General features: G+C 60.3%; 12 protein-coding genes. All 12 read right to left on the reverse strand.

Annotation, left to right across the window (positions count from 1 at the left end; all coding sequences use genetic code 11):
- Positions 1-3: 3 nt before the first annotated feature.
- A complete protein-coding gene (locus J2X66_RS11295) occupies positions 4-960 on the reverse strand; it encodes a YCF48-related protein (RefSeq protein ID WP_007973362.1) in 957 nt (318 codons plus the stop codon).
- Positions 961-1,028: 68 nt separating this feature from the next.
- The gene (locus J2X66_RS11300) at positions 1,029-2,387 is read right to left on the reverse strand and encodes a DUF1329 domain-containing protein (RefSeq protein ID WP_008055072.1); all 1,359 of its coding nucleotides are present in this window, start codon (positions 2,385-2,387) and stop codon (positions 1,029-1,031) included.
- Between the two features lie 13 nt (positions 2,388-2,400).
- Positions 2,401-4,275: a DUF1302 domain-containing protein gene (locus J2X66_RS11305; protein ID WP_310264114.1), complete on the reverse strand. Its 1,875-nt coding sequence runs from the start codon at positions 4,273-4,275 to the stop codon at positions 2,401-2,403.
- A 379-nt stretch (positions 4,276-4,654) separates the two neighbouring features.
- A complete protein-coding gene (locus tag J2X66_RS11310; protein ID WP_310264116.1) occupies positions 4,655-6,214 on the reverse strand; it encodes a long-chain fatty acid--CoA ligase in 1,560 nt (519 codons plus the stop codon).
- Positions 6,215-6,482: 268 nt separating this feature from the next.
- Positions 6,483-9,203: a LuxR C-terminal-related transcriptional regulator gene (locus tag J2X66_RS11315; protein ID WP_310264119.1), complete on the reverse strand. Its 2,721-nt coding sequence runs from the start codon at positions 9,201-9,203 to the stop codon at positions 6,483-6,485.
- 29 nt (positions 9,204-9,232) lie between these two features.
- Entirely contained in the window at positions 9,233-10,069 is an 837-nt protein-coding gene (gene phaZ, locus J2X66_RS11320) for a poly(3-hydroxyalkanoate) depolymerase (RefSeq protein ID WP_310264122.1), read from the reverse strand.
- An 87-nt stretch (positions 10,070-10,156) separates the two neighbouring features.
- Positions 10,157-11,833, reverse strand: coding sequence for a class II poly(R)-hydroxyalkanoic acid synthase (phaC, locus tag J2X66_RS11325; protein ID WP_310264124.1), 1,677 nt, complete (start codon positions 11,831-11,833; stop codon positions 10,157-10,159).
- Between the two features lie 85 nt (positions 11,834-11,918).
- The gene (locus J2X66_RS11330; RefSeq protein WP_310264126.1) at positions 11,919-13,535 is read right to left on the reverse strand and encodes a GMC family oxidoreductase N-terminal domain-containing protein; all 1,617 of its coding nucleotides are present in this window, start codon (positions 13,533-13,535) and stop codon (positions 11,919-11,921) included.
- Positions 13,536-13,546: 11 nt separating this feature from the next.
- On the reverse strand, positions 13,547-14,980 hold the full coding sequence (locus tag J2X66_RS11335; RefSeq protein ID WP_102699722.1) for a coniferyl aldehyde dehydrogenase: 1,434 nt from the start codon (positions 14,978-14,980) through the stop codon (positions 13,547-13,549).
- A gap of 225 nt (positions 14,981-15,205) precedes the next feature.
- The gene (locus J2X66_RS11340; protein WP_310264129.1) at positions 15,206-16,786 is read right to left on the reverse strand and encodes an arylsulfatase; all 1,581 of its coding nucleotides are present in this window, start codon (positions 16,784-16,786) and stop codon (positions 15,206-15,208) included.
- Positions 16,787-16,842: 56 nt separating this feature from the next.
- Positions 16,843-17,676 (reverse strand): SDR family NAD(P)-dependent oxidoreductase, encoded by an 834-nt coding sequence (locus J2X66_RS11345; RefSeq protein ID WP_008059174.1) that lies wholly within the window; start codon positions 17,674-17,676, stop codon positions 16,843-16,845.
- Between the two features lie 32 nt (positions 17,677-17,708).
- Positions 17,709-18,131 (reverse strand): MaoC family dehydratase, encoded by a 423-nt coding sequence (locus tag J2X66_RS11350; RefSeq protein WP_095967153.1) that lies wholly within the window; start codon positions 18,129-18,131, stop codon positions 17,709-17,711.
- Positions 18,132-18,138: the final 7 nt, after the last annotated feature.

Raw genomic sequence — 18,138 nt, forward strand, 5'->3', positions numbered from 1 at the left:
ACCTCAATTGGCTGTCGCTTGCGTCAAGCTCAGAGACTGAACACCGGCATCGCCCACGGCCAGGGCACCGCCGGTCACGGCAACTATCTGCGAGAGCCCGCCACGGGCGGCATGACTCAGCTCAAAGCTTTTGCCATCGTCGTTACTCAGTGCCAGCAACCCGGCATTGCCGACCAGGGCGATACGCCCGTCAGGCAAAACCTGCCCCCCTTGCAGTGCAACCTTGGCGTCCAGGGGAATCAGCTGCCAGGTATCTCCCCGGTCGTTTGAGCGATACAGGTTGCCGCGCATGCCGAAAGCCAACAGCGCACCACTTGGCGTCTGCAGTCCGCCAAAAAAAGAACCCTCGTAAGGGGATTGCAACGCTTCCCAGTTCAGCCCCAGGTCACGCGAGCGCAGCAGGGTGCCGGATTCGCCGAAAAGGAACAGGTCACCACCGACCTTCAGCACTTTGGCGATGTGCCGATCAAAGTCCTCCCCCATCACCGTTTTCTTGCTCCAGCTCAAGCCAGCGTCGACGGATTCCAGATAGTGACCGAATGCGCCATAGGCGACGAAATGCTGGCCGCCCAGGTAGGTGACACCGAGCAGCGAATCATGACCGATACCGTCCACCCCTACGGCTGTCCATTGCTGACCGCCATCGGTGGTGCGCAACAGGGTCGCGCCATGTCCAACGGCGATACCCAGTCGGTCGTTGGCGAAAGCAAGCCCGGTCAGCGTTCGATCGGCTGACGTATGAATGCCCTGCCAATGTTGCCCATCATCCGCGGAACGAAGGATCCAGCCGCGCTCGCCGGCACTGAACAGTTGACTGCCCACGCGCTGGATATCGAGCAGGATGATTCGCTGTGAATTGATCCCGGTCTGGATCGAGCCAGGCGTCTCGGCATGTACAGCAGATGCCGCGATGAGTGCCGCCCACAACACCCTGTGAACGGACTTGCCCAAAATAGCCATTGGCCGCTCCTCTCTTGTATTTGTAATCGACGACCCGCAACCGGGTCGCCTTGAGACTGCCTGAGGGCTTAGTGACCAGCGCGACGCAGGGCATCGGGCTGGAAGTCGGCCTGACGTCCCTTGACGCCGAACTTCCAGGGTTGCTTGACCTCATTGTCCAGGCCCGAGACCATGTAGTTGCCGTTGCTCAGGTCATGGAAGATGTTGGCGCGGTACCACGGCACACCGACGTCATAGAACTGGATCATCGGGTGCACGCCAATGCGCCATAGCTGGCCGCGAGTGTCGTAGGCGTCTTCGAGCAACACGGTCCAGCTGTCCTCGTCGAGATACATCACGCGCTTGCCGTAGATATGCTTCTGCCCGGCCTTGAGCGTGCCCTCGACGACCCAGGTACGGTGGAGTTCGTAGCGCATCAGGTCGGCATTGACGGTGCCTTTTTGCAGGATGTTTTCGTATTTCAGCGACTTATCGGACAACTTGTAGTCGTTGTACGGAACATAGATTTCCTGCTTGCCGACCAGTTTCCAGTCATAGCGGTCGGGCGCGCCGTTATAGCCGTCGTACTGATCGGTCACCCGCATGCTCTCGGTGCCATCGCTGACGTTGTCATACGCCAGATCCGGCGCGCGGCGCACACGACGGGCACCGGCGTTGTAGATCCAGGCCGAGCGCGCTTCCTTGACCTGATCCACCGGTTCACGCACCAGGTAGACCGTGCCCTGCAACGTGGCCGGTTCGAGGAAGTAGCCCAGGAAGGAAAACAGGTGGTTGTCCATACTCCGATCCATGTTCTGGTCGAACACGCGGTTCTCGCGGAAACCAACCTTGTAGAACTCGCCGCTGCTACGTACCGGGAACCAGTGATAGGTTCGCTCGAAGCCACCGCCCAAGTAGCGAACCAAGTGGTTCCAGATTGCTTCCTGACCGTTCTTCGGGATCGGGAACGGTATGTTCGAGCCATTGAGGTTGCTCAAACCGAAACCCTGCAACTCGACCTGAGTGGACTGAGTCTTGGCTTTGGCGGTGACTTCAGCCGGCAGTGCGGCGGTGCGCCGGGTCTGGTAGATCGGCATCTTGAAGTTGTCATACTTCTTCAACAAAGCCAGGGTGCCGGGCGACAGCTTGTCTTTGTATTGATCGGCATTGGCCGCGGTGATCACCATCTGCGGCTTGTCTTGCGGGAACGGATCAACGTAGCCCTTCTCCGGACTCCAGCCTGCCGGAGGAGCCGTCAGGCCGCCCTGCCAGGCTGGAATGCTGCCATCGGCATTGCCGGCCTTCTCGGCGCCAACCGGAGTGAGGTCGTTACCCAGGCGAGCAGCCTCTGCATCGGTCAATTTGGCGAAAGCGTCGTTCCCGCCAAGCAACAGTGCGATGGCAATAGCCAGGGCACGCGGGGTGTGGCAAGTCTTTATTGTTTTCATGCCTTGTTCCTCATCAGAACTTGTAGCTGTAATTCATCGAGTAGTAGTCCCGGTCACGCAACGGGTCGTACTTGGCGTCGTTGTTGTACGTCACATAGTTGAACTCCAGGCTGTGGGCCTTCAGGTAGTCGAAACGAACGCCGGCACCGACGGTAAACCGGCCTTCGTTGAACTGACCGTCCATCGAAACCCCTTCCACGTCCTGCCCCAGAAACAAACTCGGATAAGTGCTGACGCCTACGCCCAACAGGTCCGGGTACTCCAGTTGCCCTCGCAATCTGTAGCCCCAGGCGAAGTCGGTGATGTAACCGTCGTTCTTGCAGCCGTCGGGTTGCGGGTTGGTCGCAGTGCCGCAGAGGTTCCCGCCATAGCTGGGCGCCGAACCCGGGCCAAAGATGAAACCGCGACCGTAACGAATGTCGCTGTCACCCTGAGGGATGTCGTTCCACTGGAAGGCAACTTCACCGGCCACCTGCAGGCTCGAGGCGCCCAGAACGTTGGGGAACAGGTTGATGCCGTTGATCTGCAGCTGGGTTTTATCGAAGCGGTCATACCCGGTGATATAGGCATTCGGGCCAGCGGCTCGCGCGCCCGCGCCTTGCGGCCCCACCCCTTGGGCAGCGGCGGCAAGCAGGTCGTTGCCGTTACGTTGTACCGGCGTGTTTGGCGAGTAGCTCAGTTCCGCACCGACCGACCAACTGGCCAACGTGGTGGCGGCGCTCAGGCCATACAGGTGGATGTCTTCGGGATACTCCCAGAAGGCAGTCGTCGAGGTCGCACCGAACGGCAGATTTTCATGGACCTGCACCGGGTTGAGGAAGGGTGCGCGCGCCCCGGCGGGGATCCGGCCCCAATCGCCGCTGTGGGCGGAAATGATTGGCGTACGCGAGTGGATGGTCATGGCGTAGGCACCGAGCTCGGTGTCGATCGATTCGACCAGATAGTGCAGCGCCACACCCCATTGCCCCGAATCCCGGGCTTCATCGCCAGTGCTCAGCGGGACGTTCATGCCATTGCGAAAGCCGACCGGGTTGCTGACGTTAGGCAGCGACGTGGCCATGGTGCAACCACCCGGATGAGTCGAAATGATGGTTTCGGTGGTCGACCAGTAGTTGCCACAGCCCTCAACGGCAGTAGGCTCCCACTTGAACTGGTAGAACGCATCCAGCGACAGCCCGTCACTCAAACCGAAGCTGCCGGAAATCATCCACACCGGCAGCAACGCTTCCTTGATCTCGGTGCCCGGACGGCGCAGTGAAGGAACGTCGATCGGGTTAATCTGGTTGAGCCCCTGAACAAAGATGCTCTCGCCCCAGTTCAGCACCTGACGACCCAGGCGCACCTGCAGCGGGTGATCGTCCAGGTGGTAGGTGTCGTAGACATAGGCGTCGAGCAGGTAAACGCCTTTGTTCCTTTGCAGGTCGTCAAAGCCGTTATCGGACAATGGCTTTTTCTGGTAACCGTTGGCCTGGTTGCCAAAGTGCACGTCTTCGTCTTCCAGCGCCTGGTCGTACCAGCCCTTCACGCGCAGCATGCCGCCCATGTCGCCGTTGTGCAGGTTCAGTTCGGTGAGGAACTTGCCGATGGTAGAAAACCGGTCGCCGCGATCGTAGTTGAGGTTGCCGCCATCGGTATTGGAGCCGCCCAGGCCGTCGGTCTTGCCGATCACCTGTCCGTCGAGTCGACTGTACAACTCGTTATCGCGCCCTTCGGCACGCCAGCTGCTGCCAACGGAAAGTGTGGTGTCGAGGCTCCCCGACCAACCGCTCTCGGTATCAAAATTGAATGCCTGGGCATTGCCGGCGCCCACTCCGAGAATTCCAAGCACGACTGCCTGACCAAGCTGATGCCGGACAAAGCCTGTTTGTGGCGAACTTATTCTTATCATTGTTCACATTCCTAAATAATCCCGACGCTACGGTTCAACCCACCACTCTTTGGCTCCTGGATTCCCTGTGAAAAACCTCCCTCCCCAACCACCCGGCCGCCAGAGACTGGCCGGACAAGTAAACATTGACTGCGCAGCGCTTAACCCTCCCGAGATGGGAGGGGGTTGGGAGGGAGGCAGGAAAGGGGGGGCACACAGCACTGGCGAATGGGAAATGCAGGCGCACGCCGCTGCCGGCTGTTGCGCACAACAGCCGGGGCGAATCAAGCAGGAAGGGAGAAACAGCCGGGTCGCAAAGGCTGTCCACAAGAGTTCATCGATGACTTGGCAGTTGCCGGCTCAAGTCATCCATGGTCGATTGCGCCCGGAGATGGGTCGCTCAACCAACACGCCGCGAACTGCCCTGCCAGAACGGTTCACGCAGTTCACTCTTGAGCACCTTGCCAGCGCCCGAGAGCGGTAACGCAGCACGGAACTCCACGCTTTTCGGCGCTTTGTAGCCGGCGATTTGACGCTTGCAATGGGCGATCAATTCTTCGCCATTCGGTTCAGTGCCAGGCTTGAGTACCACCACGGCATGCACCGCCTCGCCCCATTGCTCGCTAGGGATCCCGATCACCGCACACATGGCGATATCCGGATGGTTGCACAAGGCATTCTCGACCTCCGCCGAGAACACGTTTTCGCCACCGGTGACGATCATGTCCTTGAGGCGGTCGACAATGAAGATGTAGCCATTTTCGTCCATCCTGGCCCCGTCCCCCGTACGCAACCAGCCATCGCCAGGCAGAGCCGCCAGGGTTTGCTCGGGTTTGTTCAGGTACCCGCTCATTGCATTCGGGCCCCGAACGACGATTTCACCGATGCTGCCACGTGGCACCTCACGGCCATCGTCGTCGACGATCTTGACTTCCACCGCCCGGGTGGCGCGACCACAGGAGCGCAGCATGCCGGCAGCGGCGGCCGCCGCGGTGTGCTGAGCCGGGCCGAGCAGCGAAACAATGGGCGACATCTCCGTCTGGCCATAAGCCTGGAACAACTGCAGTTGCGGCAGCATGGCCTGCAGGCTCCACAGCGTCTGCTCCTGAATGGGCGAAGCGCCGTACACCAGGTGCTGCAACGAGGACAGGTCGTAATTGCCCACCTCGGGATGATTGATCAACAACTGAATCATGGTCGGCACCAGCATGGCCACCTGAATGCCATGACGCTGAATCGCCGCCATCGCTTCGATCGGCTGGAACGCCGGCAGAATGACGTGAGTCGCGCCTTCGAGCACACCGACATAACCGGTGGACATGTCCGCCAGATGGAACATCGGTGCTGCGCGCAGCATGACCGAATCAGGCGGTACCAGGCCCTCGACATCCAGCGCAATCTGGCTGCTCCAGAAGGCCGTATGACTGATCATCACGCCCTTGGGGAAACCCGTGGTGCCGCCGGTATAGAACACGCCAAGGAGTGAATCGCCGCCACGGCGGGCATCCTCCACGGGCGAGGCCTGGGCAATCAGCGCTTCATAATCCAGCATCGCATCTGGCGTGGTGCCGTCACCGACGTAGATGACATGACGCAACGAAGGAACCTGCCTGGATAACCGCAGACCGATGTCCTTGAAGGTCTCGTCAACCAACAGTACCGAGGTTTGCGAATCGGTCAGCGCATAAGCGTTCTCCTCCGCACTCCAGCGTGTGTTGCAAAGATTGAGAACGGCATCTGCCCAGGGTACGGCGAAGCAATATTCGAGGTAACGATCAGAGTTCAAACCCAGCATGGCGACGCAATCGCCGCTCTGTACGCCAAGCTCACGCAACGCCCCGGCCAGTCTCGCAACACGCTCGACAAACTGGCGCAGAGTGCGACTGCGATCGCCGTAGATCGTCATTAATCGCTCGGGCGCGCACTGTAGATTACGGTGCAAGGGCTGAGTGAAGTACATGGTCTCTCCTGAAGTTGCAGCTATTGTTATTGTCCGTGCCTTGACGGCAGGAGACGGCAATGCCGGGCGCTCACCGCTTGGGTGCAGGAGCATTGCAGGTCTGGAGCCATCAGCGCTCACATGAACCCTGCATGCACGGTTTCACCACCGTTACCCGGCACCCTACCCTAAGGTAAAAACCGGTAACCCTCCCATCTAGGGAGGGGTGGAGGCGCGGTTCACCGGTTCAATACCTGGACTTTTGCGAGGATGCCAAGGCTATGCTGCGCTAGTTAAGCAACCCGACTTGCCGCGCTTTGCTCACTGCATCCTCGCGAGAAAAGGCACCCAACTTGCCGAAGATATTCTTCAGGTGCCACTTGATGGTTCCAGGCGAAAGATCGAGGGCTTTGGCGATGCTCTTGGTTGACAGCCCACGGGCCAGATGTTCGACCACTTCAAGCTCACGGGGCGAAAGGATATCGCTGCCAGGCGAAGGCGCCCGACCACCCTCACCTGTCCCGCTCGAGAGGCTCTGCGAATTGGCGCCGTGCATCAGACAGTGTTGAATGTAGTCACGCTCCAGCGCTGTCAGCGCATCGACACTAAGCGATTGCAGCAGGCGCAGCCCCGCCGTTCCTTCATCAAGAAACACCCGGAACATCCCGTATTCGCAGGCATTGCGCAGTGCCGTGGACATGTGGCGCTGGGCCTCTTGTGGTTCATGGAGCGCGGTCCTGGCAATAGCGACACGGATTCGCAGCACGGTAGCTGGTTGTAACTGCCCCCACTCCTGACAGACCAGTGCCCAGCTTTCCCCTACCTCGACCGCGCATCGATAGTCGCCTTCGGCCAGGGCCAAGGCCGTGTGTGCCATTGCGCTGGCCAGGGGGATCTCCGCCCAGGCACAACCGCGCTTGTCCAGATAAGGCATGGCCAGCGCGCGCAGTCTGCGAAACAGCTCGCGCGCGCGGGCCAGATCATGCTGATGGCAGGCAATACGTATCTGCTCGGCAAAACGCCACGCCTGCAGGCGATCAAGGCCAATGCTTTCGGCGATCTCGCCCAATCGATCGAGGGTGGCGTGGGCCGCCTCCAGCCTGCCCGCAGCACACTGCAAATGCGACTGGGCAAGGTAGGTATACAAAATGCAGTCAGAGGTCCCCAAGACCTCGGCGACCCCGAAACAGCCTTCAACGTAATCCTCAGCGGCTTCCAGGCTGTTCAAGTGATAGCAGGTCAAGGCCAGGGTGGACTTGATGAAGATGGCGACATCCTGAGCCAGTGACTCGTTGCGCGTCACTTGCACCAGGACACCTTCGAGATCGCGCCGGGCCTGGTTCATATCGCCCTGGACAAAAAAACTGAGGCCACACAGTGCATCGAAAAACGGCCGGGCCCGAGGGCCTTGCGCGCGCCGGAGCAGACCTCGCGTGCTGTAGACCAGATCCCGTACAAACACTGTACGACCCGCTTTGAGCAATGCCACGCCGCCAAGGGTATAGAGCATCAGCAGGTGAAAGTGGCGCTGGCTGGGCGGCTGCGCCATCAAGGGTTCGAGCAGCGCCAGTACACCGGTCGTATCGTCCCTCCTGAGCAGGTACATGGCCCTTAGCAATTGCAATTCAGTGTCTATTTTCGGCCGGCTGACTTCAGGGTGTGATTCGATCGAGGCGAGTGTGAGTTCGAATCTCTCCATGCGATTGCAGGTGAGTTCTGCCCAGGCAACCGCCAGGAGCAGGTCAATCTGCTTGGACCAGGCTTCACGCGGCAACTCGTCGGCCAGCTGCAGCAGTTGTGCAAAATGCGCGTCACCGATCAGCGACCTCGCCGCCCGTGCCAGCAACTGCACGCTGCCCTCAAGATCCTGGGCTGCCTGAGCATGACGAATCGCCTCGACGTACAAACCGTGGTCAGCAAACCATTGGCTGGCGGCGTGATTGACCCGAATCACCTCCACAACCGGCAGCTCATTGCGGCGCCGTTGCAGATACCCGGAAAACATCTGGTGGAAACGGAACCACTGCAGGCGACCCTCGAGGTCGATCGGCAACAGGAACAGATTCTGCTCGAGCAATATGTCAAGCACCCCCGCGTTCTCCGGGCTGCCCGTCAATGCGACGCACAGCTCGCGATTGAATCGTCGGCAGGTCGAAACCTGGACCATGGCAGCGATTTGCCCGGCAGAAAGCACACGACTGATGCAGTCATCCAGATAGGCATCGAGACCTGACTCATCGATCGCCATGACCATGCCGCCACAGGCTCGCAGGCTCTGTTCAAAATTACCGCTGTGGCGAAGTGACAGGACACCGATCTGCAGGCCCGCAGCCCAACCGTCCGTCAGCTCATACAGACGTTGCTGCTGCTCGCCGGACAGGTTTTCGAGACCATTGAGCTCAAGCAGACTGAACTGCTCCTCGGCCGTCAGGCGCAAGTCGGCAAAATCAATCTGGGTCAGCTGCCCCTTGATGCCGATCGCCAACAGATTGAGCGCCGGACGCTGGCGCGTGGTGATCACCAGATGGAAATTGTCCGGTGCCAGATCGATCAGTCGCTGGATCATCGCCAACGCTGGCTGCGCTGGGAGGAAATGCAGGTCTTCGAGGAAGAGATAAATGGATCGAGGATGCTCGTAGAGCGCGTTGACCAGCAGTGACAGCAACACCTCCAGCGAACGCTGGTCAGTCCGCTCGCTCAGGCCAATGATGTCGTCGCCGACAGCCAGGCCCGCGGCCCCCAGGCTGGCGACCAGATACGCCGCCCAGAGCGTCTCGTCGTCGGCCCCCAGGTTGAACCAGGCGACGTCCAGCCCCGCACCGATCAAGCGCTGGCGCCATTGCGCCGCCAGCGTGCTCTTGCCACTGCCCGCAGGTCCCAGTATCAAGGTCAATTTACGCTCGCGTCCTGCCTCGATCAGTTCCAGCAGACGCTCGCGCGGCAGCGACCGGGGATCGATTCGGGGCGGCGACCATTTGGTGCGGATGAGTATCGTGTTGGAGGATTTCATAAGGCTAGCGAACCAATGAACTGCTCATGTCACGCTTGATGAATTCTAGCGCGCTGCCGTTCCTGCGCGAGGAAGGACGAGATGATCGGCGCAACGGTTTGCGCCCGGGCCACCAGGAACAGATGGCCATCGCCGATCACATGCAACTGCGAATTGGGAATGCGCCTGGCCAGCAGGCGCATGTTGGGCAGCGGAATGATCGGGTCGTCATCGCCGGCCAGAATCAGGGTCGGCTGATGGATCCGATGCAGCCAGTGAATGCTGGTCCAGCCCAGGCCCGCCAACAGTTGCAGGTAGTAACCGCGCCTGCCGCCGGAGCGCACCTTGCTGGCGAACGCTTGTGCCAGTGCAGGGTCATGGCGAAAAGCACCGCCATAGATGTCCGGCGCGATCCGCGCGCCATAGGACGGCTGGATGTAACGGCGCGGAGTGGCCATCCTCCACAGCACTTTGGGTTTGGCTGGCAGCATGGCCATGCCCGCACACGTGGCGGCCAGGATCAGTTTCTTGCAACGCTGTGGAAAGTCGTGGGCGAACTGTTGTGCCAGCGCTCCCCCCCAGGACACGCCGATCACGTTGACCTGGCCAACGTCCAGATAATCGAGCATGCGCGAAACCCGTTTCGCCAGGTCAGAAAACCGGTAAGGCAAGCTCGGCAGGGAGGAGCCGCCGACGCCGGGCACGTCGAAGGCGATCACTTCCATGTCCGGATCAAGCGCCCGGACGAATGGAAACAAAAGCTCCAGGTTGGCGCCAATGCCATTGAAGACTAGCAACGGCGGCAGATCGGCCTTGCCTGGACGAATGGCAACGCGCAGATGCCCGCCATCCAGTTCGATGGTGCGATAGACAAAGGGCTGTGACATGTTACGGAGGTTCCTTCTGCGGCGCCGGGCCAAGGGATCTGGAACGTGGACAGGACGGGACGCAAGCGCCCGTCCGGCTACAGCGAGTCAGCGCACGTGCACGTAGGTGCCAGGAGCCGCTTCAGCCGCGACATAAGCCTTGTTGCCAAGTTTGACGGGGGCCTTCCTGCTCTGACCGGAGCGTGCTTGCAACCAGGCCAGCCAGTGAGTCCACCAGGAGCCGGTCTCTTTAGTGGAACCTTCCAGCCAATCCTGGGCATCAACCGGCAGGCTGCTGCCGGTCATGAAGCGGGCCTTGGGGTTACCCGGCGGGTTGAGGATGCTCTGGATATGCCCGCTGTTGGACACCACGAACTCACCCTGGCCGCCGAACAGGTGCATCGAGCGGTAGCAGGCATCCCATGGGGTGATGTGGTCGGTCAGGCCCGCCATGCAATAGAAATCGCTGGTGACCTGCTTGAGATCAATTGGAGTGCCGCAGACCTCCAGGGCGCCGGCACGGGCCAACGGGTTGGTCTGGTACATCTCGATGAATTCGCCGTGCAGCGCGGCCGGCAGGTTGGTGGTGTCGTTGTTCCAGTAGAGGACATCGAATGCAGGCGGCTCGTTACCGAGCAGGTAGTTGTTGATCCAGTAGCTCCAGATCAGGTCGTTGGGGCGCATCCAGGCGAAGACTTTTGCCAGCTCACGACCTTCCAGCACACCCGCTTGATATGAACGACGCTTGGCCGCCTCCAGGGTTTTCTCATCAGCGAACAGCGAGACCTGGGTGTCGGGGCGAATATCGAGCATGCTGACCACCAGGGTGAACGCATTCACCTTGCTCTCGCCCAGTGCCGCGTAGTGGCCCAAAAGCGATGACATGGTACTGCCTCCGGAGCACGCGCCAAAGGTGTTCAGATCAGTGCTGCCGGTAATCGCCAGCACTGCGTCGACCGCCTCTTTCAGGGCTTCGACATAGGTGGACAAGCCCCACTCGCGCTGCGCCTTACCCGGATTGCGCCAACTGACGGCAAAGGTCTGGATGCCACTGTCAAGAAGGAAAGCAATCAGGCTCTTCTGCGGCGCCAAATCAAACAGGTAGAACTTGTTGATCTGGGGCGGCACCACCAGCAACGGGCGTTCCAGCACCTGCTCGCTTCGAGGTTTGTACTGAATCAGTTCCAGCACCTCGTTTCGAAACACCACCGCGCCAGGCGTCGTGCCCAGATTGCCGCCCACCTCGAAAGCCGCCTTGTCCACCTGGCTGGGCATGCCACCGTTTTCAATCAGATCGCGGGTCAAGTGCGCGAATCCATCCAGAATGCTCTTGCCACCGGTTTCAAAGAAACGCTTGAGGGCCGCAGGGTTGGCCAGGGTGTTGGTCGGCGCCATCGCCTCGGCCAGCAGGTTGATGACGAACTGGCCACGGCTGGCATCCTGATCGCTGAGGTTGCTGCTACTGATCCAGTCGTTCATTTCCCGGCACCAGGCCAGATAGGCTCGCATATAGCGACGATACAGCGGGTTGCCCTGCCAGGCTGGCTCATCGAAACGCTTGTCCCCCGCCGCCGGCTTGAGATCCGAACGGTCGAGCAGGATGTTTTTCAGTTCCATGCCGAACGCAGCCATGTGTCGGGCGCTGTGCACGGGTTGCTTCAACACTTGTTGCAGGACCATGCGAGCGCTGCTGAGTATGTCGCGCCCGCGAGGGCCGAACGCTGGATTCAGGCTAAGCGTGTGCTTGGCGGCTTGCAGGGAGAGCTCTTTATCATTTTTGTCCATTGTGACACCCCATGCTTGACACTAGGCCCCTTGGTGGCTCGGGGCCTTGATCGCTTCGTGGAAGTAACTCGAATCACAGACAGGCTCACAGGTGACGCGCGTCTTCCTTGAGCATGGCGGCGGCCTTTTCACCGATCATGATGGTCGGCGCGTTGGTATTGCCCCCGGGAATGGTCGGCATGATCGAGGCGTCTGCAATCCGCAAGCCTTCGACACCGCGCACTCGCAGACGCGCATCGACTACGGCCAGGGGGTCACTGTCAGGGCCCATCTTGCAGCTGCCTACCGGGTGATACTGGGTATCCGCGCGACGGCGAATGTCCTGCTCGATCTGCCGGTCGTCATTCCAGTCGACGGGATAGATCAGTTGCGGCCCGAAACGGGCGAAATGGGTGGACTCGAGGATCCGGGCCTGGGTCTTCGCCGCCTGGATCAACAACTCGATGTCTTCCCGTCGATCGAAAAAGCGTGGGTCGATGACCGGCGCGTCGAGCGGATCGCGGCTGCGCAGGGTCACGGTGCCTGTGCTTTTCGGGCGCAGTACCTCGATATGGCAGCTGTAGCCATAACCCCAATGCAGGTGACGACCATGGTCGTCGACCACGGCGGTGACGAAGACCATCTGCAGGTCCGGTTTGTCCAGCGCCGGATCGGAGCGCAGGAAGGCGCCGGCCTCGGCGAAATTGGTGGTCAGCATGCCGCTGCGCTTGCTCGCCCACTCCACGGCAGCAGCCGCCAGCTTGACGCTGGAACCCACGGTGAGGCCCAGGCAACCCTCCGGATGACTGACCTTGTACGGCACCGTGTAGTCGATGTGATCCTGCAGGTTCTGGCCGACGCCTGGCAGGTCCACCAGCACCGGGATACCCAGCCGGGTCAACTCCCCGGCCGGCCCGATGCCCGACAGCATCAAGGCCTGTGGAGTACCAAAGGCACCAGCGGCGAGAATCACTTCACGGCGGGCACGCACTTCCTGCACATCCTTGCCGTTGTGGTAACGCACACCCACGCAGCGCTTGCCCTCGAAGATCAGGCTGTGGAACGGAGCGTTGAGGTAAAGCTGAAGATTTTTCCGTTCAAGGATCGGCCACAGGTAGCCCTTGGCCGCGCTGCAGCGTTCTCCGTCCTTCTGGGTCACCTGGTAGCGGAAACAACCGTCCTGCTGGCGACCGTTGTAGTCGTCAGTACGGGCGATGCCCTGCTCCTCGGCGGCACTCATGAAGACTTCGCACAGCGGGCTCGGCGACTTCAGTTCAGCGACATTCAGCGGGCCGCCAGCGCCATGGAACTCGGTCTCGCCAAAGCGCTCGTTGTGTTCCGACTTCTTGAAATACGGAAGAACCTCCTCATAACTCCAGCCGGGGTTGCCGAGGTTCTCCCAATGGTCATAGTCCCAGCGATGGCCGCGGACGTAGACCATGCCGTTGATCGAGCTGGACCCGCCCAACGCCTTGCCACGCGGCTGGTAACCCTTGCGCCCGTTGAGCCCCGGTTGGGGCACGGTTTCGTAGGACCAGTTATGAAAACCTTCACGCATCATCACCACTACGCCCGGTGGTGCCTGAATCAACACTTTCTTGTCACTGCCGCCGGCCTCGAGCAGGCAAACACTGACCTGAGGATCTTCACTGAGGCGCGCCGCCACCGGACAGCCACCCGAGCCGCCACCCACCACCACGTAATCGAACACATTCTGACTCATATCAATCTTCCTCAAGACTTCACATCCGCATCCGGCTTGCCCAGGTAAAACGCCAGCGCCAGGCTCTGCAGCCGGCCGCCAAAGGGTGGATGGAAGAGATGGGTGGGAAACCAGGTACGCCTCTTGAACACGGTGCGCGCGTGACTGAGCTCGCGAAACCCTTCTTCTGCGTGATAGTTGCCCATACCGGAATTTCCCGTGCCACCGAAAGGAGCACCGTGGTTGAAAGCGTGCCAGCCCCAATCGTTGATGGTCACGCCACCGGAATGGGTCCGTTTGAGCAATCGATCGATGCTCGTCGTGTCGGTTGAAAAAATGTACAGCGCCAGGGGACGTTGCCCGCTGTTGATGTGGGCCACCACACCGGTGAGGCTGTCATAACCCAATACCGGCAACAGCGGACCGAAAATTTCTTCCTGCATCACCCGCATTTCCGGCGTCACCCCCGTCAGGATGTGCAACGGCATCCTGCGCCCCGGGGCAACCTCGCCACAGACAATGATCCGGGCGCCCTTGGCCCGCGCATCTTCAAGCAGGCCCTGGAGGCGCTGAAACTGACGATCATCGATGATCGAACTGTAGTCATCGTTAGCGGCAGGCCGTTCGCCGTACAGCGCCTGGAACTGGCGGCGCACTTCGCCGACGAAGCGCTCGATATCGTCCTGGGGAACCAGGGCGTAGTCCGGTGCGATGCAGATCTGCCCGCCATTGGTGCCCTTGCCGTGAACGATACGTCGTGCGGCATCGCTCAGGTTGTAGTCAGCCAGCACCACCGCAGGCGACTTGCCACCCAACTCCAGTGTCACCGGCGTCAGGTTTGCTGCGGCGGCACGCATGACCAGACGCCCGACCCCGGGGGACCCGGTGAAGATGATGTGGTCGAATGGCAGCGAAGAGAAAAAGCCCGGGTCTTCAAGCTCACCACCGACCAGGGCCACTTGCGAGTCGTCGAACACCTCTGCCAGCAGACGCTTGAGGACCTCGTTGGTGTGCGGGTTGAACTCGGACATCTTGAGCATCACCCGGTTGCCTGCGGCGAGCGCACTGACCAGACCCGCAATGGCGATGTAAACCGGAAAATTCCATGCCGATATGACCCCCACCACGCCTTTCGCCTGATACTCCACCCACAACTGATTGCCCTTGAACAGCAGCTCTGTGGGGCGTCGGCTTGGCTTCATCCAGCTCCCCAGATGCTTGAGGGTGTGATTGATGTGCAAGATGCAACCCATCAGGTCCAGGAACTTGGTGTCGACGGCGGAGCGATGGCCAAAATCGGCGCTCATCGCCGCGACAATGGCGTCCTGGTAACGCCGTAGCTGGGTGCGCAGTGCGATCAGATTGGCCTGGCGCTCAGCCAGCGAGGAATGAGGTTGAGCACGGAAAGCCTCACGCTGGGTATTGAACACGCGGGCCACTCGCTGAACCGCCATTTCCTGGATCATGCCTTGATTCCTCTGAACTGAAGACCACCAACACCCACTGTCGCGTTCAACCTCAGGTATCGCTGCGTGAACAGAGGGTATGGCCGTCACTGTGGACTTCAAATAGCCGAAGACATCAAAGCTATTGCACTTGACCTCAGTTGCTGGCCGCCTTGCCTGGCACGACACTCGGGTAAAATCTTCGTCGCGCCAATAAAAATGCCACCCGGAGGTGGCATCGATGGGTTACTGCTGCTTCTGCTGCCGCGCGTTCTCTTCGATCTGCGCATCCACCCGCTTGCGCACCTGGTCGATACTGAAGCTGGCCGGTTTCTGGCTGGGCGGGTACTCGACGAAAGTTTGCAGGAACTTCGCGGCTTTCATCGTGGCCACACCAAGCAGGTAGGCGTTCTTGATTATCCAGTCGTAGTACTGATTGGAAACAACGTCCGCCCTTTCATAGGGGTCCATGCGCAAGTTGAAGATCTTCGGCGCCCGCAGACAGACGAAAGGTTCGCTCCAGACCTCGAAACCTCCTGGCTTGCGCTGCTCGCAGAACACCGCCTTCCAGTCACCGAAACGCGACGCGACCAGCACGCCGTCGTCGTTGAAGTAGTAGAACTCCTTGCGCGCACCGCTCTTGGCCTTGCCGGTCAGATAGTCGAGCTGGTTGTAGCCGTCCAGGTGCACCTTGAAGTTCTTGCCCGAAAAATTCGCCCCCTTGAGCAGGCGTTCCTTGACGTCGGTATCACCCGCTACCGCCAGCAAGGTCGGGAACCAGTCGAGTCCGGAGAACATTTCAGTGGACACTTCACCCGCCTTGATCTTGCCCGGCCAACGAACCATCGCCGGCACACGGAACCCGCCTTCCCAGTTGGAGTTTTTTTCGTTGCGGAACGGTGTGGTTGCCGCGTCCGGCCAGGAAAACTGATTCGGACCATTGTCGGTGGTGTAGACGACAATGGTGTTGTCGGCGATCTTCAGGTCGTCGAGGGTTTTCAGCAGTTTGCCGACGTCACCGTCGTGCTCGAGCATGCCGTCCGCGTACTCGTTGCCGGGCATGCCACTCTGGCCTTTCATCGAGTCGCGCACGTGGGTAAACAGGTGCATGCGGGTGGTGTTCATCCACACGAAAAACGGCTTGTCTGCCTTGACTTGTCTCTCCATGAACGCTTGAGCAGCGGCGGTGGTTTCGTCGTCGATGGTTTCCATGCGCTTGGCGGTCAGTGCGCCGGTGTCTTCAATCTTGCCATCGGCATAGGAATGGATGACCCCACGCGGTGTCGCTGCCTTGACAAAGTCCGGATCATCTTTAGGCCAATTGGCACGCTCGGGTTCTTCTTCGGCGTTGAGGTGGTACAGGTTGCCGAAGAACTCGTCAAAACCGTGATTGCTCGGCAGGAACTCATCGCGATCGCCCAGGTGGTTCTTGCCGAACTGACCGGTCGAATAGCCCCGAGCCTTGAGTGCCTGAGCAATGGTAATGTCGCGCGCCTGCAGGCCGACTGGCGCCCCGGGCATTCCGACCTTGGTCAGGCCGGTACGCAACGGCGTCTGGCCGGTGATGAACGAAGAACGTCCTGCGGTGCAACTGTTCTCCGCGTAGTAGTCAGTGAACATCATGCCTTCGTTGGCAATGCGATCGATGTTCGGTGTTTTGTAGCCAACCACGCCGTGGCTATAGGCACTGATGTTGGTCTGGCCGATATCGTCGCCGAAGATCACCAGAATATTGGGTTTATCCGCCGCCCCGGCTGTCGCCGAAAGGCCTATCAACGAGACGCCCACCAGGGCTATCCGCGACAACCACGCGCGCTTGTCTTTCATGATTTGTCCTTGTTGTTTTGACTGAATGCTTCGGATTGCCCGGACAGCGGTGGCGCTTAGATTCCGGTCAGACCGCCGCTACAGATCAACGTCTGGCCACTGACATAGTCGGACTCGGGGATGCAGAACATGTACACCGAGCCGGCAGCTTCTTGCGGGGTGCCGGCACGCCCCAACGGAATGCTGCGCTCGAGCATGGTCATCAGGTCAGGGTTGATACCGACCTTGATCTCGCGACCTTCGATCTCGGCGGTGGCGTTACCGTCGGCGGTGGCTTCGGTCAGACGAGTCTTGATAAAGCCGTAGGCCACGCAGTTGACGGTGGTGTTCAGGCGCCCCCACTCCTTGGCCAGCGTCATGGTCATGCCGGTGATACCGGCCTTGGCGGTGGAATAGTTGGCCTGACCGGCATTACCGAACAACCCGGCAACGGAGGAAATGTTCACCACTTTGCGAATGTTACGCAGGCCGGCGTCCTGTTCAGCCTTGACCAGGCTGCGGATGACCGGCTGCGCCGCGCGCAGGATGCGAAAAGGCGCGGTAAGGTGCACATCGAGCATGGCGTACCACTGCTCGTCAGTCATCTTCTGGATCACGCTGTCCCAGGTGTAGCCCGCGTTGTTGACGATGATGTCCAGCCCCTTGTAATGCTCGACCGCGGTGCCGACGAAGCGCTCGGCGAAGTCAGGCGCTGAAACGCTGCCGATACAGGCGACGGCTTCACCGCCCATGGCCTTGATGGCCTCGACCACTTCCTGAGCCGGCTCGGCGTCGAGGTCATTGACCACCACGCGGGCACCATCGGCTGCCAGCTTCAAGGCGATGGCGCGGCCGATGCCACGACCGGAACCGGTAATCAGGGCAACTTTACCTTCGAGTTTCTTGCTCATCTGTCTCTTCCGCAAAAGGTTGATAAAAGGGGTTAGCCAATGGCGATGGCGATCAACGCGTCGCCGACGATCTTGACCTGTCCGTACTGGTTGACCGTGGCCACCTCGACCCTGGCGCAACGTTCGCCGTTGACTTCGACGATCTCGGTTACCTGGCCCTTGCAGGTGATGACGTGCCCCAGGTGAGTGATGCCCTGGAAGCGCACGCCAAAGCTGCGCAGCCGGCTTTGCGGCACCCACTGGGTCAGCAGGCGACCCAGCCAGGCCATACTCAACATGCCGTGGGCAAACACGTCCGGCATGCCGGCCTTGCGGGCGAAATCCACGTCGATGTGAATCGGGTTGAGGTCGCCCGAGGCGCAACCGAACCGCGCCAGCGTGGTGCGGTCGACCGCCGCCAGCGTCAGGGGTGGCAGCCGGTCACCGACCTTCACGTGTTGCAGTGAATGACTCATGGTCGGG

The organism is Pseudomonas sp. 3296 (assembly GCF_031456615.1).
GTDB lineage: Bacteria > Pseudomonadota > Gammaproteobacteria > Pseudomonadales > Pseudomonadaceae > Aquipseudomonas > Aquipseudomonas mucoides.